Genomic DNA, 14125 nt, shown 5'->3' with positions numbered 1-14125 from the left:
CTCAAGCCAAGGTCTTGGCCGCATCCTTGATGGCGGCGCGCATGCGCTGGTAAGTGCCGCAGCGGCAGATGTTGCCGGCCATGGCGGCGTCGATGTCGGCGTCGCTCGGATTGCGCTTGACCTTCAGCAGCGCGGTGGCGCTCATCACCTGGCCGCTCTGGCAGTAGCCGCACTGAGGAACGTCGTGCTTGACCCAGGCATCCTGCACCGCCTTGCCGACGCGGTCGTCTTCCATGGCTTCGATGGTGGTGATCTTCTGGCCGACGGCAGCGGAAATCGGCGTGCTGCAGGAGCGGATCGGCTGGCCGTTCAGATGCACGGTGCAGGCGCCGCACAGCGCCGCGCCGCAGCCGAACTTGGTGCCGGTGAGGTTGAGGTTGTCGCGCAGCGCCCAGAGGATGGGCGTTGCGGGATCGGCATCGACCTGCATGTCGCGGCCGTTGACGTTGAGGACGGTCATGGTATTGCTCCCTGAAATAATGAAGGCGCCGTCCGTGAGAACGGCGCCTGCTTGTCGCATGGTTGGCGATGGGCTCAGCGGTTGACGTCGACCACCAGGCGGCCGCGCACCTTGCCGGCCAGGATATCCTGGGCCTTGTGCAGCGCCGCCGCAAGGTCGATTTCACCCGTCATTTTTTCCAGCTTGCCGGTATCCAATTCAGCTGCCAGACGCTGCCAGGCGGCGATGCGGCGCGGTCTGGGCGCCATGACGCTGTCGATGCCGATCAGCTTCACGCCGCGCAGAATGAAGGGCGCCACCGACGTCGGCAGGTCCATGCCCTGGGCCAGGCCGCAGGCAGCCACCGTGCCGAGATAGCGGGTCTGGGCCAGCGCATTGGCCAGGGTATGGGAGCCGACCGAATCCACCACGCCGGCCCAGCGCTCCTTCTGCAAGGGCTTGCCCGGCGCCGACAGCTCGGCCCGGTCGATCACTTCGGCAGCGCCAAGCGACTTGAGGTAATCGGCCTCGTCCAGCTTGCCGGTGGAGGCGATCACGCGATAGCCCAGGCCGGACAGAATCGCCACTGCCACGCTGCCGACGCCGCCGGAAGCGCCGGTGACCAGCACCTCGCCCGCCTCCTTCGCCACGCCCTGCTCCTGGAGCGCCATCACGCACAGCATGGCGGTATAGCCGGCGGTGCCGATGGCCATTGCCGAGCGCGCGCTCATGCCGGCCGGCAGCGGCACCAGCCAATCGCCTTTCAGCTTCGCCTGTTGCGCCAGGCACCCCATGTGGGTCTCGCCCACGCCCCATCCATTGAGGATGAAGGCATCGCCCGGCTTCCACGCCGGGTGGCTGGACGCGATCACCGTGCCGGCGCCGTCGATGCCCGGCACCATCGGCCACTTGCGCACGACCGGCGAACGGCCGGTGATGGCGAGGCCATCCTTGAAATTGACGGTGGAGTAGTCGATGCGAACGGTGACGTCGCCGTCGGCAGGAAGATCGGTTTCGGACAGCTGGGCCAGTTTCGCGTTGGTGCTGCCGTCGTCGTTCTTGTTGAGCAGGATTGCGTTGAACATGATCGTCTCCCGGTATGGAGAGACGATTATAGTTCGGCAATGAAAGCGGCGTTGGGCGCGCCGGCGTGCTGCCGGCGCAGCGAGGGAGCCTACTTGACCGAGCCCAGCTTGGACTCGAGGCCGTTGCGGTCGATGGCGCCGGGTATGCGGGTGCCGTCGGTGAAGAAGATGGTGGGCGTGCCGGTGATCTTGTACTTGCGGCCCAGCTCCAGCACTTTTTCGTTCGGCGTATTGCAGCTGGCGGGCGCGGCCGGCGCGGCCTTGGCGCGCAGCATCCACTCATCCCAGGCCTTGGCCTTGTCGGGCGAACACCAAATGTTCTTCGATTTTTCCGCCGAGTCTTCCGACAGGATGTTGTAGAGGAAGGTGTAGACGGTGATGTTGTCCATCTCGGCCAGGGTCTGGCGGAAGCGCTTGCAGTAGCCGCAGTTCGGGTCCTCGAACACCGCAATCACGCGCTTGCCGTTGCCCTTCACCATCTTGATGGCGGAGTCCAGCGGCAGGTCGGCGAACTTGATCTTGTTGATCTCGTCGATGCGGGCGCGGGTGTAATCCTGCTGGGTCTTGGCGTCGAGGATGCGGCCGACGAAGATGTAGTCGGCCTTGGCGTCGGTATAGACGATGTCGTTGCCGACCCTGACTTCATACAGGCCGCCATACGGCGTCTTGCGGATCGACTCGACCTTCACGCCTTCGCCGAGGCGCTGCTCGACCAGCTTCTTCAGCGCCGCTTCCTGGCTGGCATCGGCATTGGCGGGCGTGGTCGCCTGAGCGGCGCCGGAGAGGAAGAGGGCCGCGAGCGCGGCGCTTAGCAAAGTTTTCATGGGGCGGTCCGGTTGCGGAAAATGAAACTGGGAAGGCGCTTCAGGTCAGCATTCTTCCCAGTGCATGCGAAATCAATTGTCGCTTCACGAAAGGCAGCTTGTCCACCAGATTCAGGCCGACGTTGCGGGCGATGCGCAAGGGTTCGAACGGCGCCGCGAACAGCCGCTCCAGGCCGTCGGTCGCCACCTGCATCAGCAGCACATCCTCGCTGCGGGCGCGGGCATAGCGGCCGAGCACCCGCTCGTCGCCGACGTCGCGATGCGGCTCGCGGCCGGTAATCGCCTGCGTCAGCGCCGCCACGTCGCCGAAGCCGAGATTCATGCCATGGCCGGCGAGCGGATGCACCACGTGGGCCGCGTCGCCAATGAGGGCCACGCGCTGCGCCGTGATCGAACGCGGCCGGATCAGCGCCAGCGGGAACGCCTGCCTCGCTTCGGGCTGCAATGGATGCACGCTGCCGATGTGCGGCGAGCTGAAGGCCGAGACACGCGCCGCCAGCTGCTCCAGCGGCTGAGACATCAATGCCTGGGCCAGCGGTTCCGGCGCCGACCACACCAGCGATACCCGGTCGCCGGGCAACGGCAGCAGCGCGACGATGCCTTCGCCGGAAGTGAACCACTGGAACGCAGCGCCATGATGCGGCCGCTCGCAGCTGAAGTTGGTGACGACGGCGCGCTGGCCGTAGGGACGGTAGTCGAGATCGATGTCGCACTGGCCGCGCACCCAGGAGTGGGCGCCGTCGGCGCCGACCAGCAGCCTTGCGGACAGCAGGTCGCCATTCGCCAGCCGGGCCTCGACGCGGTCCGGATGGAAATCGAGGCGCTCGGCGCGGCCGCTGATGACCTGCAGATTCGGACTGAAGCGCAGCGCGGCGTCGAGCGCCTGATTGAGATTGCGGTCTTCGATGATCCAGGTGAGCGCATCGGCCCGCGCGCCATAGGCGTCGAAGGACAGCTTGCCGGCAGCCTCGCCATCGCCGAACACGCGCATCGCATCCACCGGCGCGATGCGCGACGCATCCAGCGCATCCCATACCTTGAGCGCGGACAGCAGACGCCGCGCGGTCTGGTTCAATGCATAGACGCGCACGTCCCAGGACGGCGCGACCTCCGACGCCGCAATGCCGGCAACGGCCGGCGCGGCCAGCAGCGTGACCCGGATCCCTGCGTTGGACAAGGCCAGCGCCGCCGTCTTGCCGATGGCGCCGCCGCCGATGATGCAGACATCGCTCTCGAGATGCATTTGCCGAATCGCGCCATGCATGGCGCTATGAGTAGTCATGATGCGAACGATTATACCGGCAGGCTCGAAATAAGGCCGGCCGAGGGACTTGCATAATTCCGAGACCCTGCTATACTCTCACGTCTCTTGGCCTGGTAGCTCAGTTGGTAGAGCAGAGGATTGAAAATCCTTGTGTCGGTGGTTCGATTCCGCCCCGGGCCACCAAGAAAAAACGAGGGCTTGCAACAGCGATGTTGCGAGCCCTTTCTACTTTTATAGTCCCGTGTACAGATTGTCCTAGCACGGTCCGGCTCTCATCATTGAGCAGCCATTCTCTGCACTCTTTGATTCTTATTGCTGGCCTGCTTTGCCGACACAAGGCAGATGTGCACCACGCCATCGCTAAGCAATATGGCGACTGCTGGCTCGCCACGGCGATCGATCCGCCATCAGTTCATCAGTCCATTTCAGCGAACACGCCCCTTTCGGCACCCGCCCAACTCATCTGAGCAAGCGACGAGATACCAGCGCGTCGGTTCGGCTTGACGAAGGCCCGATCTTCAAGACCCGCGAGATCAAACCAATCCCAATATCTGCCTTGCCTCTGTAGTCGTCGCCGGCCGGGCATCGTATTTCCCGCAGAGGTCGGCCGCAATCCTGACCAACTCCGCATTGCTTGCTGCCAGCCGCTCGCGGTCGATGCGCACATTGTCTTCCAGTCCGGTGCGTACCGCGTCGCCCTGGCGCTTCAGCACCCATTCGATCACCTCGCTCTGGGTCCGTCCGATGCCCGCGGCGGTCCAGGTGGCATTCGGTGCGACGCGCTTCAGGACCGACAGCATCACATCCAGCAGGTATTCTTCGGCTGGCAGCGCATTCTTGATGCCCATCACGAACTGCACGTGCGGCCTGTCATTGATCAGCCCGACATCCATCAGGCGGCGCATGCCGTACAGATGCGACAGGTCGAAGATCTCGATCTCGGGCAGGATATGATGCTGCTTCATGCTTGCCGCCAGCTGGTCCACCAGCGCCGGCGCATTCTCATAGATGATGGTGGGAAAATTTACCGTGCCCGTGGCAAGCGACGCCATGTCGGGCTGGTGATGCAGCGCTGCGCCGCGCGCAGCCTGATCGCGGCCGCGCCCGCCGGTGGAGAACTGCACGATCATGCCGGGGCAATGCTTCCTGATGCCTTCCAAGACGCCGGCAAACAAGGCCGGGTCCGAGGACGAACTCTCATCCGGATTTCTCACATGCAAATGAACCAGGGTAGCGCCAGCCTCGAAGGCTTCATGGGTGGATTCGATCTGCTCGGCTACCGTTATGGGCACTGCCGGATTATCTTTTTTGCGGGGCACCGAACCGGTGATGGCGACAGCGATAACAACGGGCTTCATGTCATTCTCCAGAAATGTTGTGCAGGATACGGCGCCCCTGATGAAGGCGTCTCCCGGTTAAGGTTAGGACAGAAAAAATCGTCCGATGATCTTCGTTTTCTTTCCAACGCGCGCTTATCACATGCCGCCCCATTGCCGGTAATGCCGTCAAGCGTTGAAACGCCTTCAGAACCGTCCCTGATTCCGAGGCGCCGGCACCTTTCCAACCTGAAAGCGCTGCTACAATGTCGCTTACCTCATGGAGAAGCTACGTGGCCCGCATACGCCTGACCTATACGCCCAAAGGCGGCGTAGGCAAATCGAGTATCACCGTAAATCTCGCCGCCTGTGCCGCTGCCAGCGGCAAGCGAACACTCGTGGTTGACCTCGATGCGCAGGCGAACACCACGCATTACCTGCTTGGCGACGCTGCCAGCGGCGACGGCCCTTCGATTTACAAGTTTTTCGAGCAGCAGGCCAACTACGGCCTGCGCAATCATCAGCCCGGCGATTTCATGCGCGAAACGCCCTTCCCCAGCTTGTGGATCATGGCGGCGCACCCGGAGCTGAACTTCCTGCAAGCCAAGCTGGAGGCGCGGGCGAAAACCGGCAAGCTGCGCGACATGCTGTCGCAGCTGCGCTCCGAGTTCGATGAGATTTATATCGATACCGGTCCTGCATACAATTTCTATTCGATCTCGGGCTTGGTCGCAGCCGACACTTGCCTGATCCCATTCGACTGCGATTCGTTTTCGCTGGATGCGATGCGTTCGCTCATGCTGAACATCGGCGAAATCGCGGAAGACCATAATCCAGCACTGAAGGTGGAGGGCATCGTGATCAACCAGTGGCAGCCGCGCGCCAAGCTGCCGCAACGGATGGTCGATGCATTGAAGGCCGACGGACTACCGGTGCTGGAGGCGAAATTGTCTTCCTCGATTGCGATGCGTGAATCCCACAGTCGGCATATGCCGCTGATTCACATGGATCGTTCCCACAAGCTGAGCCAGGAGTTCCTGGCGTTGTACCAGGAAATTACGCCTGTCTGAGCCCAAGTCAAGCTGGACTACAGCATCAAAGATGACGGAACAATCTCTGACAGCCAGACCCTGAACGGGACCGCCTTCAACGCCTATCGCCAACAAGCGCTACGCAGCGCATGACAAAGGCGCGATTTTTACCTTGAGCGGTAACGTCGCGCATGCCCGGCGTTTTCGCATTCTGGCTTCATGCATGGAAAACCTGAATGGCAGGCGGAGCGCCTGCCCGGAACTTAGCTTCGGGATAGAACCATCAGTCATGGAAATCTGTCAATGCAGTGCTGCCTGATGTGGCGCCCACCGGGGTTGGCTGCAGGCAGAAGCAGGCTGCTGTGATTTTTCCATGGATGCTTACCGCCGACACTTCCTCGCTCAGGCAATGGCCATGCTGGCCATGCCGCGGGCCTTCGCCGCCATGCCCCATCTCATCCTTCTCGGTGATTCGATCTTCGACAACGGCAGCTATACCGGCGGCAAGCCGGATGTGATCGCACAGGTGCGCGAGCGCCTGCCCGGCAGCTGGAAGGCCAGCCTGCTGGCGGTGGATGGCGCCACGACGCGCGGCATTCCGTCGCAGCTGGCGCGCTTGCCGGCCGATGCCAGCCACCTGGTGCTGAGCATCGGCGGCAACGATGCGCTCGGCTCGCAGCAGGTGCTGCGCGCGCCGGCGAAAACGGTGGCGGAGGCGATGATCTTGCTGGGCGACGCGGCGGGCGAGTTCGAGGCGAACTACCGCAAGGCGATCGGCGCCTGCCTGGCGCGCGGCCTGCCGCTCGTCACCTGCACCATCTACAACGGCAACTTCCCCGATCGCCAATACCAGCGCCAGACCGCCGCCGCGCTGGCGGCATTCAACGATGCCATCATCCGGGTGGGCGTGGAGCACGGGCTGACCATGCTCGACCTGCGCCAGATCTGCAGCCGGCCGGAGGACTACGCCAATCCGATCGAGCCGTCCAGCATCGGCGGCGCGAAGATCGCCCAGGCCATCGTGCGGACGGTGACGGAACCGGCGGATGGCCGCCGCGGCGCGCGTCTGCTCGGCGCGGCTCACTGAACCGGATTGGCGGCGCGCGCTTGCGTCGTCAGGCCGGCGACGCAGTCGACCAGATCGGCCGGCTCGAAGGGTTTGGAGAGATAGTGATTGAAGCCCGCCTGGAGCGCCCGCTTCTGATCTTCGGCGCGGCTGAAGGCGGTGAGCGCGACCGCCGGCACGTCGCCGCCGCGGGCCGCGCCGAACGCGCGCACCCGGCGCATGAATTCGAAGCCATCCATGCCGGGCATGCCGATGTCGCTGACGATCACGTCGGGCGGGGCCTGCTCGACAAGGCTCAGCGCCTGGCCGGCGCTGGACGCGCCGATCGTGACGGCGCCGCAATTCTGGAGGATGCGCTCCACCAGATCGCGGGCGTCGTCCTGGTCGTCCACCACCAGCACCCGAATGCCGCTCAGGTTGCCCAGGTCGCGCGCCGCAGGCAGATCCCTGCTTGCCTGGCCCGGATCGGTCTTCTCGGCGCGGACGGCCGCGTCGCTGCCTGCCACCGGCAAGCGCAAGGTGAATGTGGCGCCCTGCCCCGCGCCGCTGCTGCTGGCGCTTACCGCGCCGCCATGCAATTCCGCCAGATGCCGCACGATCGACAAGCCGAGGCCCAGCCCGCCATGCTGGCGCGTGGTGGAGGCGTCGGCCTGGCGGAATCGGTCGAACACATGCGGCAGGAAATCCGGCGCGATGCCGATGCCGCTGTCCGTTACCGTAACCACCGCATCATCACCTTCCACTGTGAGACTGATAGCCACCATGCCGCCTTCCGGCGTGAACTTGACCGCGTTCGACAGCAGATTCCACAGCACCTGCTGCAGGCGGTTCGGGTCGCCGCTCACCGTGCCGGCATTTGGCGCCAGTTCAGCCTGCAGGCGGATGGACTTCGCCATGGCCGCCGGCCGCACTGTTTCCAGCGCCGCGGCGACGCACGCAGCCAGATCCACCCGCTGCATCTCGATGCGGATCTTGCCGGAGAGGATGCGGCTCATGTCGAGCAGATCGTCGATCAGCTGCGCCTGGGCGCGCGCATTGCGCTCGATGGTTTCCAGTCCGCGCGCCAGCGTCGCTTCGTCGCCGCGTTTCATGCGCAGCAGCTGGGTCCAGCCGAGCACCGCGTTGAGCGGCGTGCGCAGCTCGTGCGAGAGCGTCGCCAGGAACTCATCCTTCATGTCGCTCAGGCGCTCCGCCTCGGCGCGGGCTTCGCGCTCGCGCAGCAGCAGTTGCTGGCGTTCTTCGGCGGTGGCGACCGACATCGCCAGGATGCGCGAACGCGCCTCCAGCTTGGCATCGTAGATGGACGCCATCATGGTGACGCCGAGCACGCCGAAGGTGGCGAGGATGACCATGATGGCGAGCCCGTCCAGGCTGAAGCCGGCGCCGGCGGCAAGGCATACGCTGCCGAGCGGAAAGCTGGCGGCGGCCATGCCGGTGTAATGCATGCCGGCGATGGCGATCCCCATGAGGATGGCGGCGCCGGCCCGCGGCTGCCAGACATTGGGCAGATTGCCGCGCAGCCGGAAGGCGATCCACAGAGCGGCGCCGGAAGCCAGCACCGCGATCACCACCGAGGCGGCGAAAAGGCGGCTGTCGTAATGAATGCCAGGATCCATGCGCATGGCGGCCATGCCGGTGTAATGCATGGCGTTGATGCCGAGACCCATCAGCAGGGCGCCGGCGACGAGGCGCTTGCGCGGCAGCTGGGGCTGACTGACCTGCCACAGCGCCATGCCGGACACCAGGATGGGCAGCAGCAGCGAGAGCAGGGTGATGGTGAAGTCGAAGCCGATGGCTATCGGCAGGCGGAAGGCCAGCATGCCGATGAAGTGCATGGCCCAGATGCCGGTGCCCATGGCCAGCGCGCCGCCGGCGATCCAGAGCCGCGCCGCGCGGCCGGCCGAGCGCGTCACCCGCTCCGCCAGGCTGAGGGCGGTGTAGGACGCGAAGATGGCCACCAGGATGGATATCAGGACCAGGGGCATTTCATACCGGCTTGCAAGCATGGGATGGGACTCGGCGATACAGGAACGGCAGATAGACAATGCGGCCGGAGCGTAAATCCGGGGAAATGCCTCCGGACTGAGAAGGCTCATCATTCTCGCCGACCGGGAAGGCCGCGTCGACCGGCATTTTCGACTCTGCGAACGACTGCACCAGGATTTCTCATCACACGGCTTTGCCGATCGCCGGAATTCCGGAGCCACAACCCGGTCATACTGCTTTGCTTCCCGGCCTCTTGCCGATGGAGGGAAACATGATGAAAGAAATGATTCGCGACAAGCTATCCACGCCGGCCGGCTGCCTGCAGTTTTTTTCGGGCGTTGCGATTGCCTTGGGCGGAATCGCGGCCATTGCCCATAGCTTACTGTAGGAGCCAGGCGCCGCGACGGAGCAGATATCCGATAGCGCAGTAAAGAAGAAGCGGCATTCCGATATACTGTGTTTTTGAACAGTATATTCGCCATGCCGCCTGCCCCGCCCCCTGCATACCGTCCCGCTGCGCCGATCAAGGGCCGGGGCGCGCTTTCGAACGAGCGCAGCCGCTTCGAGCAGTGGCGGCGCGAGGCAGAGGTGGAGCAGGCTGTGGAGGACGAAGCCGACCCGCCGTCGCGGCCGGAGACCGTCGTCCGGCTGCATGACGCGCGCAGCATCATCAGCCGCAACCAGTCGCCCGACATCCCCTTCGACGCCTCCCTCAATCCCTACCAAGGCTGCGAGCACGGCTGCATCTATTGCTATGCCCGGCCGAGCCATGCCTATCTCGGCCTGTCGGCCGGGCTGGATTTCGAGACCCGGCTGTTCGCCAAGGAAAACGCGGCGGCGCTGCTGGAGAAGGAATTGTCGCGCAAGGGCTATGTGCCGCAAGTAATCGTGGTGGGCGGCAATACCGACCCCTATCAGCCGATCGAGCGCGACCTGGGCATCACCCGCTCGGTGCTGCAAGTCATGGAGCGCTTCAGCCATCCCCTGTCGATCACCACCAAATCCGGTTTGGTGACGCGCGACATCGACATTCTGGCGCGCATGGCGAAGAAGAGCCTGGTGCGGGTCTTCGTTTCCGTCACCAGCCTGAAGAATGAAATTTCCCGCACCCTGGAACCCCGCGCCAGCGCCCCGGCGCGTCGCCTTGCCGCCATGCGGCGCCTGAGCGAGGCCGGCATCCCGGTGGGCGTGCTGGTGGCGCCGGTGGTTCCGGCCGTCACCGACATGGAGCTGGAAGCCATCCTCGGGAGCGCCGCCGAGGCCGGCGCCGAATCGGCGGCCTACATCCTGCTGCGCCTGCCGCGGGAAGTCGCAGGCTTGTTCCAGGAATGGCTGCAGGCGCACTACCCGCTGCGCGCCGCCCATGTGCAGTCGCTGCTGGCGCAGATGCGCGGCGGGAAGCTTTACGATGCCAGCTTCGGCAGCCGCATGAGCGGCACCGGCGTCTTCGCCGACCTGCTGCGCCAGCGATTCCAGCTCGCCTGCAAGCGGCTCAAGCTGAACAATGAAAGGCTGGGATTGCGGACCGACCTGTTCGCGGTTCCGCCAGAAATCCAGGCCGACACGCGGCGCCGCCGGCCCGGGCCTGGGACGCCGCAGCTGGACCTGTTCTGATCTGCGGGGTCAGGTCCGCGCCTGCTTCACCACCTTGAGCACCGCCGCCCGCAGGGCGGTCAATACCTTGTCGGCGCTGTAGGGCTTGACGATGAAGCCGGCCACGCCGCTGGCCAGCGCCGTCTTCACCATGGCTTCGTCCATGCCGCCGGACAGCACCAGGATCACCGCTTTCGGCTGCTGCGCATGCAGCTCGGCGAGCAGGCCGGCATCGCTGCGGTCGGAGAAGGTGGGATCGACGCAGATGATCTGCGGGTTGAGCGCCGCCGCCAGTGACAGGCAATGGGCGGCGGTATTGGCTTCGCCGACCACCTCGCAGGAAGCGTTCTCCAGCACGGAGGCCAGGGTTTTGCGGGCGGTCAGGCTGCTGTCGGCAATGAGGATTCGAAGCATCGGAAAGGCGGGCGCGGCATCGACGCAGGAAACAGGGAAAACCGCAGGCTAACACGAGTGCGACCGGAAGTAACGCCGGGAAAGCCGCGTTTCACGAACTCAGCGGCGCGCCGCAATCCTTGCAGAAGCGGGCATGGGAATCATGGCCTTCGCTGCGGCAATTGGGACAGGCACGGGCGGGCGCCGCGCGTCCGCGGCGACTCGTCATCTCGGCGGTGACGATGCCGGTGGGCACCGCCAGCGTGCCCCAACCGAGCAGCATCATCAGGGAAGCGATCATGCGGCCGATGTCGGTCTTGGGCGTCATGTCGCCATAGCCGACGGTGGTGAGGGTGACGATGGCCCAGTAGATGGAGCGGGGGATGCTGTCGAAGCCGTTCTCCGGCCCTTCGACTACGTACATCACGGTGCCCATCAGCAGCACCACCATCAGCACGAAGAAGATGAAGACCAGGATCTTGCGCTTGCTGGCATTCAGCGCTTCGCCCAGCATCTGGTACTCCGCCACATACATGGTGAGCTTGAGGATGCGGAAGATGCGAAGCAGGCGCAGCACCCGCACTTCCATCAGGAAATGGGCCTCCGGCATGAACAGCGCGAGATAGGTCGGCAGGATGGAGAGAAAATCGATGATGCCGTAGAAGCTGGTGGCGTAGCGCAGCGGGTGGCGCACGCAATAGATCCGCAGCAGGTATTCGATGGTGAAGAGCGCGGTGAAGCCCCACTCCAGGAAATTGATCGCCGTGCCGTAGCGCGCGCTGTAACTGGGCACCGTGTCCATCATCACGACGAAGATGCTGGCCAGGATGGCGCCGACCAGGACCAGGTCGAACAGGCGCCCGGCCGGCGTGTTGGCCTCGAAGATGATGGCGTAGAGCCTGCGCCGCAGGCCGCCTTCGGGGCGGCCGTAGTCCGGCGGCGGGTTGGGCGCCGGTAGCGGATCGGACGTGGATTTCTTCATGGCGAGATGAGATGAACCGCCATTGTAGTGCCGGTGCCGAGGGGACGGCATGCGCCGGGCCAAGCCGCTGCATCAGGCCGGTCCGCTGTCACGGACAATGCGTGCTCAGCCCGGCTGCCGCTGTTTCAGGGAATCCCGGATCTCGCGCAGCAGCACCACGTCTTCCGGCGTGACCGGTTCGACGATCTCCACCGGCGTCGGCTTTTCCGTGCCGCGCAGGCGGTTGAACAGCCGCACCATCTGGAAGATGACGAAGGCCAGGATCAGGAAATTGAGTGAGACGGTAATGAAGCTGCCGTAGGCCAGCACCGCGCCCGCCTTTTTCGCTTCCGCCAGCGGCAGTGTCGTGCCCTGGCCGTTGAGCGGCAGGTAGTAGCTGCTGAAGTCCAGTCCGCCGATGATGCTGCCGGCAAGGGGCATGATGACGTCCTGCACCAGCGAGTCGACGATCTTGCCGAAAGCCGCGCCGATGATGACGCCGACCGCGAGGTCGATCACATTGCCCTTGACGGCGAACGCCTTGAATTCCTGCAGCATGCCCATGCCTGTTTTCTCCGGATGAATTGACGGTGGTGGAAGCGTCGATTATCGGAGAAAAACGCATGCTGCGTGGAAATTTGCGATCCCGGATCGCGGCGTTCAGGCTTGGTCGAGCAGCCGGGCGTAGATGCGGGTGGCCATCATGCCCGCCGCGGAGTGATGGAGTGACGGCGCCAGCAGCGGACTCAGCATGTCCATCATGGCGTCGCGTCCCGGCAGGCTGGCCAGCCGGTCTTCCAGCTCGCGCAGTTCGCGGCTGAAATCATCGGCCCCCTGCGGCGTTTGTCCCGGCGGGGAAGGATGACGGCGCAGCACCCCGCGCGGCGCGCCCGCATGGGCTTCCGCACGCGGCTCGGGTTCCGGCGCATCGAGCAGCCGGCGCTTTGCCTTGTAGCTGAGCGGCCGGTTGCGGGCGCCATGCAGGCTGTCGCCGGCGATCCAGTCGTGGATCACCTGGCGCTCATACGCGTTGAACACGCCGAACATCTCGGCATGCTCGCCCTGGATGAGTTTCCAGAAGCGGCTCTGCTCCGGATGGGCGTGGCGCCGTATCCAGCCGGCCTGCTGCATGGCGTCGAGAAAGCCGGGCAACTGCGCGGGATCGGCCAGCCACTGGTTGACCGACTTGCCGCCGATGCGGCAGTAGTTGGAATGCATGTAGCTGCCCACGGCGCATTTCGATGCCAGCACATGCAGCAGTTCGCGCTCCAGGTCGAAGTCGGCGATGACGGAGGTGGTGCCGGCGCCGAGCATGTTCAGGCGGTAGCCATCCCTCACGCGTCGGTAGAACTCGGCGCCGTCCGCCGCGCGCGGCAGCGCGTCGAGCAGGCCCTGCATCGCCATGCGGGCATGGCCGGAGGCGGCATTGTCGACGGTGACATGCAGCGTGAAGTAATACGGATCGATGCCGAGTTCGTTCAGCTCGTAGGACGTGATCAGCAGATGCAGCGGCAGCTGTTCGTAGCCAAGATTGAAGCCGATCACTTCCGGCAGGAAGTCGGCGGCATGGTGCGCCAGCGCCAGCTGGATCGCGCCCTGGACGAAGCGGCTGTCGTCGAGGTCCTGCCATCGGGTGCAGCCATGGGTGTCGAGCAGGCGGCGGTAGATTGCCACATGATTCTTGTCCGGCACCCCCTCTCCCAGTTCTTCGAGGTAGATGCGAATCAGCGGCGCGAATCGGGCTTCGCGCCAGCGCGCGACCAGGCCGTAGAGCCAGGAGCCGTCCACCAGCTTGGTCGGCGCGACCGACTGGAGGAAATAGAGGGCGTGGGCCTTGCTGCCGAAATAGCGCCGCGGCGCGCCGGCCTTGCGTGCTTCCAGGTAGGCGGCGTACTGCTGGCCGACCTGGCGGGTATTGGCCTCGATCCATGCCTGTATGCCTGCCGGCTCGGCCGGCAGGTCGCATTCCAGGTCGCGCGCCTGGGCCAGCTGCCGGCGCAGGTAATCGGCGCCCTCGGCCAGCGCCGCGTCGTCGGGGCTGCCGTCAAGCTGGAAATAGAGCGTCTTCGAATCGATTTGCCGGTCGGTAACGGTTTCCGGCTGACTGTAGTGGACAACTTCCTTCACTGCGATCTGCGTCATTGTTTTTCTCTGAAACGTTTCTGCC

13 protein-coding genes and 1 tRNA gene are annotated in these 14125 nt (G+C 64.7%); 4 read left to right on the top strand and 10 right to left on the bottom strand.

The window, feature by feature from the left end:
- Position 1: 1 nt before the first annotated feature.
- From CHB88_RS22360 to CHB88_RS22345, 4 genes are all read right to left on the bottom strand, one after another.
- Positions 2 to 460, bottom strand: coding sequence for a (2Fe-2S)-binding protein (locus CHB88_RS22360; RefSeq protein ID WP_089401573.1), 459 nt, complete (start codon positions 458 to 460; stop codon positions 2 to 4).
- A gap of 74 nt (positions 461 to 534) precedes the next feature.
- Positions 535 to 1527, bottom strand: coding sequence for an acrylyl-CoA reductase (NADPH) (gene acuI, locus CHB88_RS22355; RefSeq protein WP_089401591.1), 993 nt, complete (start codon positions 1525 to 1527; stop codon positions 535 to 537).
- Positions 1528 to 1613: 86 nt separating this feature from the next.
- On the bottom strand, positions 1614 to 2348 hold the full coding sequence (locus CHB88_RS22350) for a DsbC family protein (RefSeq protein ID WP_089401572.1): 735 nt from the start codon (positions 2346 to 2348) through the stop codon (positions 1614 to 1616).
- 40 nt (positions 2349 to 2388) lie between these two features.
- Positions 2389 to 3630, bottom strand: a complete 1242-nt coding sequence (locus CHB88_RS22345) for a UbiH/UbiF family hydroxylase (protein WP_245845185.1) — start codon at positions 3628 to 3630, stop codon at positions 2389 to 2391.
- An 89-nt stretch (positions 3631 to 3719) separates the two neighbouring features.
- Between CHB88_RS22345 and CHB88_RS22340 the strand changes: the two genes are divergently transcribed.
- Positions 3720 to 3795: transfer RNA gene (locus tag CHB88_RS22340), tRNA-Phe, on the top strand.
- A gap of 350 nt (positions 3796 to 4145) precedes the next feature.
- On the opposite strand, the gene CHB88_RS22335 is transcribed toward CHB88_RS22340, so the two are convergent.
- Positions 4146 to 4970, bottom strand: a complete 825-nt coding sequence (locus CHB88_RS22335) for a 3-oxoadipate:acetyl-CoA acetyltransferase (RefSeq protein ID WP_089401570.1) — start codon at positions 4968 to 4970, stop codon at positions 4146 to 4148.
- 251 nt (positions 4971 to 5221) lie between these two features.
- Here CHB88_RS22335 and CHB88_RS22330 point away from each other — a divergent pair, with 251 nt between their 5' ends.
- Both CHB88_RS22330 and CHB88_RS22325 read left to right on the top strand, forming a co-directional pair.
- Positions 5222 to 5998 (top strand): ParA family protein, encoded by a 777-nt coding sequence (locus CHB88_RS22330; protein ID WP_245845183.1) that lies wholly within the window; start codon positions 5222 to 5224, stop codon positions 5996 to 5998.
- 334 nt (positions 5999 to 6332) lie between these two features.
- Complete coding sequence (locus tag CHB88_RS22325) at positions 6333 to 7046, top strand: SGNH/GDSL hydrolase family protein (RefSeq protein ID WP_217900217.1); 714 nt, start codon at positions 6333 to 6335, stop codon at positions 7044 to 7046.
- Here CHB88_RS22325 and CHB88_RS22320 read toward each other — a convergent pair.
- Positions 7040 to 9031, bottom strand: coding sequence for an MHYT domain-containing protein (locus CHB88_RS22320; RefSeq protein WP_176442608.1), 1992 nt, complete (start codon positions 9029 to 9031; stop codon positions 7040 to 7042). The genes CHB88_RS22325 and CHB88_RS22320 overlap by 7 nt on opposite strands.
- Positions 9032 to 9491: 460 nt before the next feature.
- Between CHB88_RS22320 and CHB88_RS22315 the strand changes: the two genes are divergently transcribed.
- Positions 9492 to 10625, top strand: a complete 1134-nt coding sequence (locus tag CHB88_RS22315; protein WP_089401567.1) for a PA0069 family radical SAM protein — start codon at positions 9492 to 9494, stop codon at positions 10623 to 10625.
- Positions 10626 to 10634: 9 nt separating this feature from the next.
- Here CHB88_RS22315 and CHB88_RS22310 read toward each other — a convergent pair whose 3' ends face one another.
- The 4 genes from CHB88_RS22310 to CHB88_RS22295 form a co-directional block, all read right to left on the bottom strand.
- Entirely contained in the window at positions 10635 to 11018 is a 384-nt protein-coding gene (locus tag CHB88_RS22310) for a response regulator (protein ID WP_089401566.1), read from the bottom strand.
- A gap of 91 nt (positions 11019 to 11109) precedes the next feature.
- Entirely contained in the window at positions 11110 to 11979 is an 870-nt protein-coding gene (locus CHB88_RS22305; protein WP_089401565.1) for an ion transporter, read from the bottom strand.
- 105 nt (positions 11980 to 12084) lie between these two features.
- Positions 12085 to 12522 carry a large conductance mechanosensitive channel protein MscL gene (gene mscL / locus CHB88_RS22300; protein WP_089401564.1) on the bottom strand — a complete coding sequence of 146 codons (438 nt, stop codon included), beginning with the start codon at positions 12520 to 12522 and terminating at the stop codon, positions 12085 to 12087.
- Between the two features lie 96 nt (positions 12523 to 12618).
- Positions 12619 to 14100: an iron-containing redox enzyme family protein gene (locus tag CHB88_RS22295; RefSeq protein ID WP_089401563.1), complete on the bottom strand. Its 1482-nt coding sequence runs from the start codon at positions 14098 to 14100 to the stop codon at positions 12619 to 12621.
- Positions 14101 to 14125 lie beyond the last annotated feature (25 nt).

It is taken from the genome of Noviherbaspirillum humi (genome assembly GCF_900188095.1).
GTDB lineage: Bacteria > Pseudomonadota > Gammaproteobacteria > Burkholderiales > Burkholderiaceae_D > Noviherbaspirillum > Noviherbaspirillum humi.
This window is presented reverse-complemented; position numbering and strand designations above follow the sequence as displayed.

What these genes read in the sequence shown, in the direction of transcription:
- CHB88_RS22315 (WP_089401567.1), top strand. Translation starts at nt 9,492, where the DNA reads ATGCCGCCTGCCCCGCCCCCTGCATACCGTCCCGCTGCGCCGATCAAG.
- CHB88_RS22345 (WP_245845185.1), bottom strand. Translation starts at nt 3,630, where the DNA reads ATGACTACTCATAGCGCCATGCATGGCGCGATTCGGCAAATGCATCTC.
- CHB88_RS22350 (WP_089401572.1), bottom strand. Translation starts at nt 2,348, where the DNA reads ATGAAAACTTTGCTAAGCGCCGCGCTCGCGGCCCTCTTCCTCTCCGGC.
- CHB88_RS22305 (WP_089401565.1), bottom strand. Translation starts at nt 11,979, where the DNA reads ATGAAGAAATCCACGTCCGATCCGCTACCGGCGCCCAACCCGCCGCCG.
- CHB88_RS22320 (WP_176442608.1), bottom strand. Translation starts at nt 9,031, where the DNA reads ATGCTTGCAAGCCGGTATGAAATGCCCCTGGTCCTGATATCCATCCTG.
- CHB88_RS22360 (WP_089401573.1), bottom strand. Translation starts at nt 460, where the DNA reads ATGACCGTCCTCAACGTCAACGGCCGCGACATGCAGGTCGATGCCGAT.
- CHB88_RS22295 (WP_089401563.1), bottom strand. Translation starts at nt 14,100, where the DNA reads ATGACGCAGATCGCAGTGAAGGAAGTTGTCCACTACAGTCAGCCGGAA.
- CHB88_RS22335 (WP_089401570.1), bottom strand. Translation starts at nt 4,970, where the DNA reads ATGAAGCCCGTTGTTATCGCTGTCGCCATCACCGGTTCGGTGCCCCGC.
- CHB88_RS22310 (WP_089401566.1), bottom strand. Translation starts at nt 11,018, where the DNA reads ATGCTTCGAATCCTCATTGCCGACAGCAGCCTGACCGCCCGCAAAACC.
- mscL (WP_089401564.1), bottom strand. Translation starts at nt 12,522, where the DNA reads ATGGGCATGCTGCAGGAATTCAAGGCGTTCGCCGTCAAGGGCAATGTG.
- CHB88_RS22325 (WP_217900217.1), top strand. Translation starts at nt 6,333, where the DNA reads ATGGATGCTTACCGCCGACACTTCCTCGCTCAGGCAATGGCCATGCTG.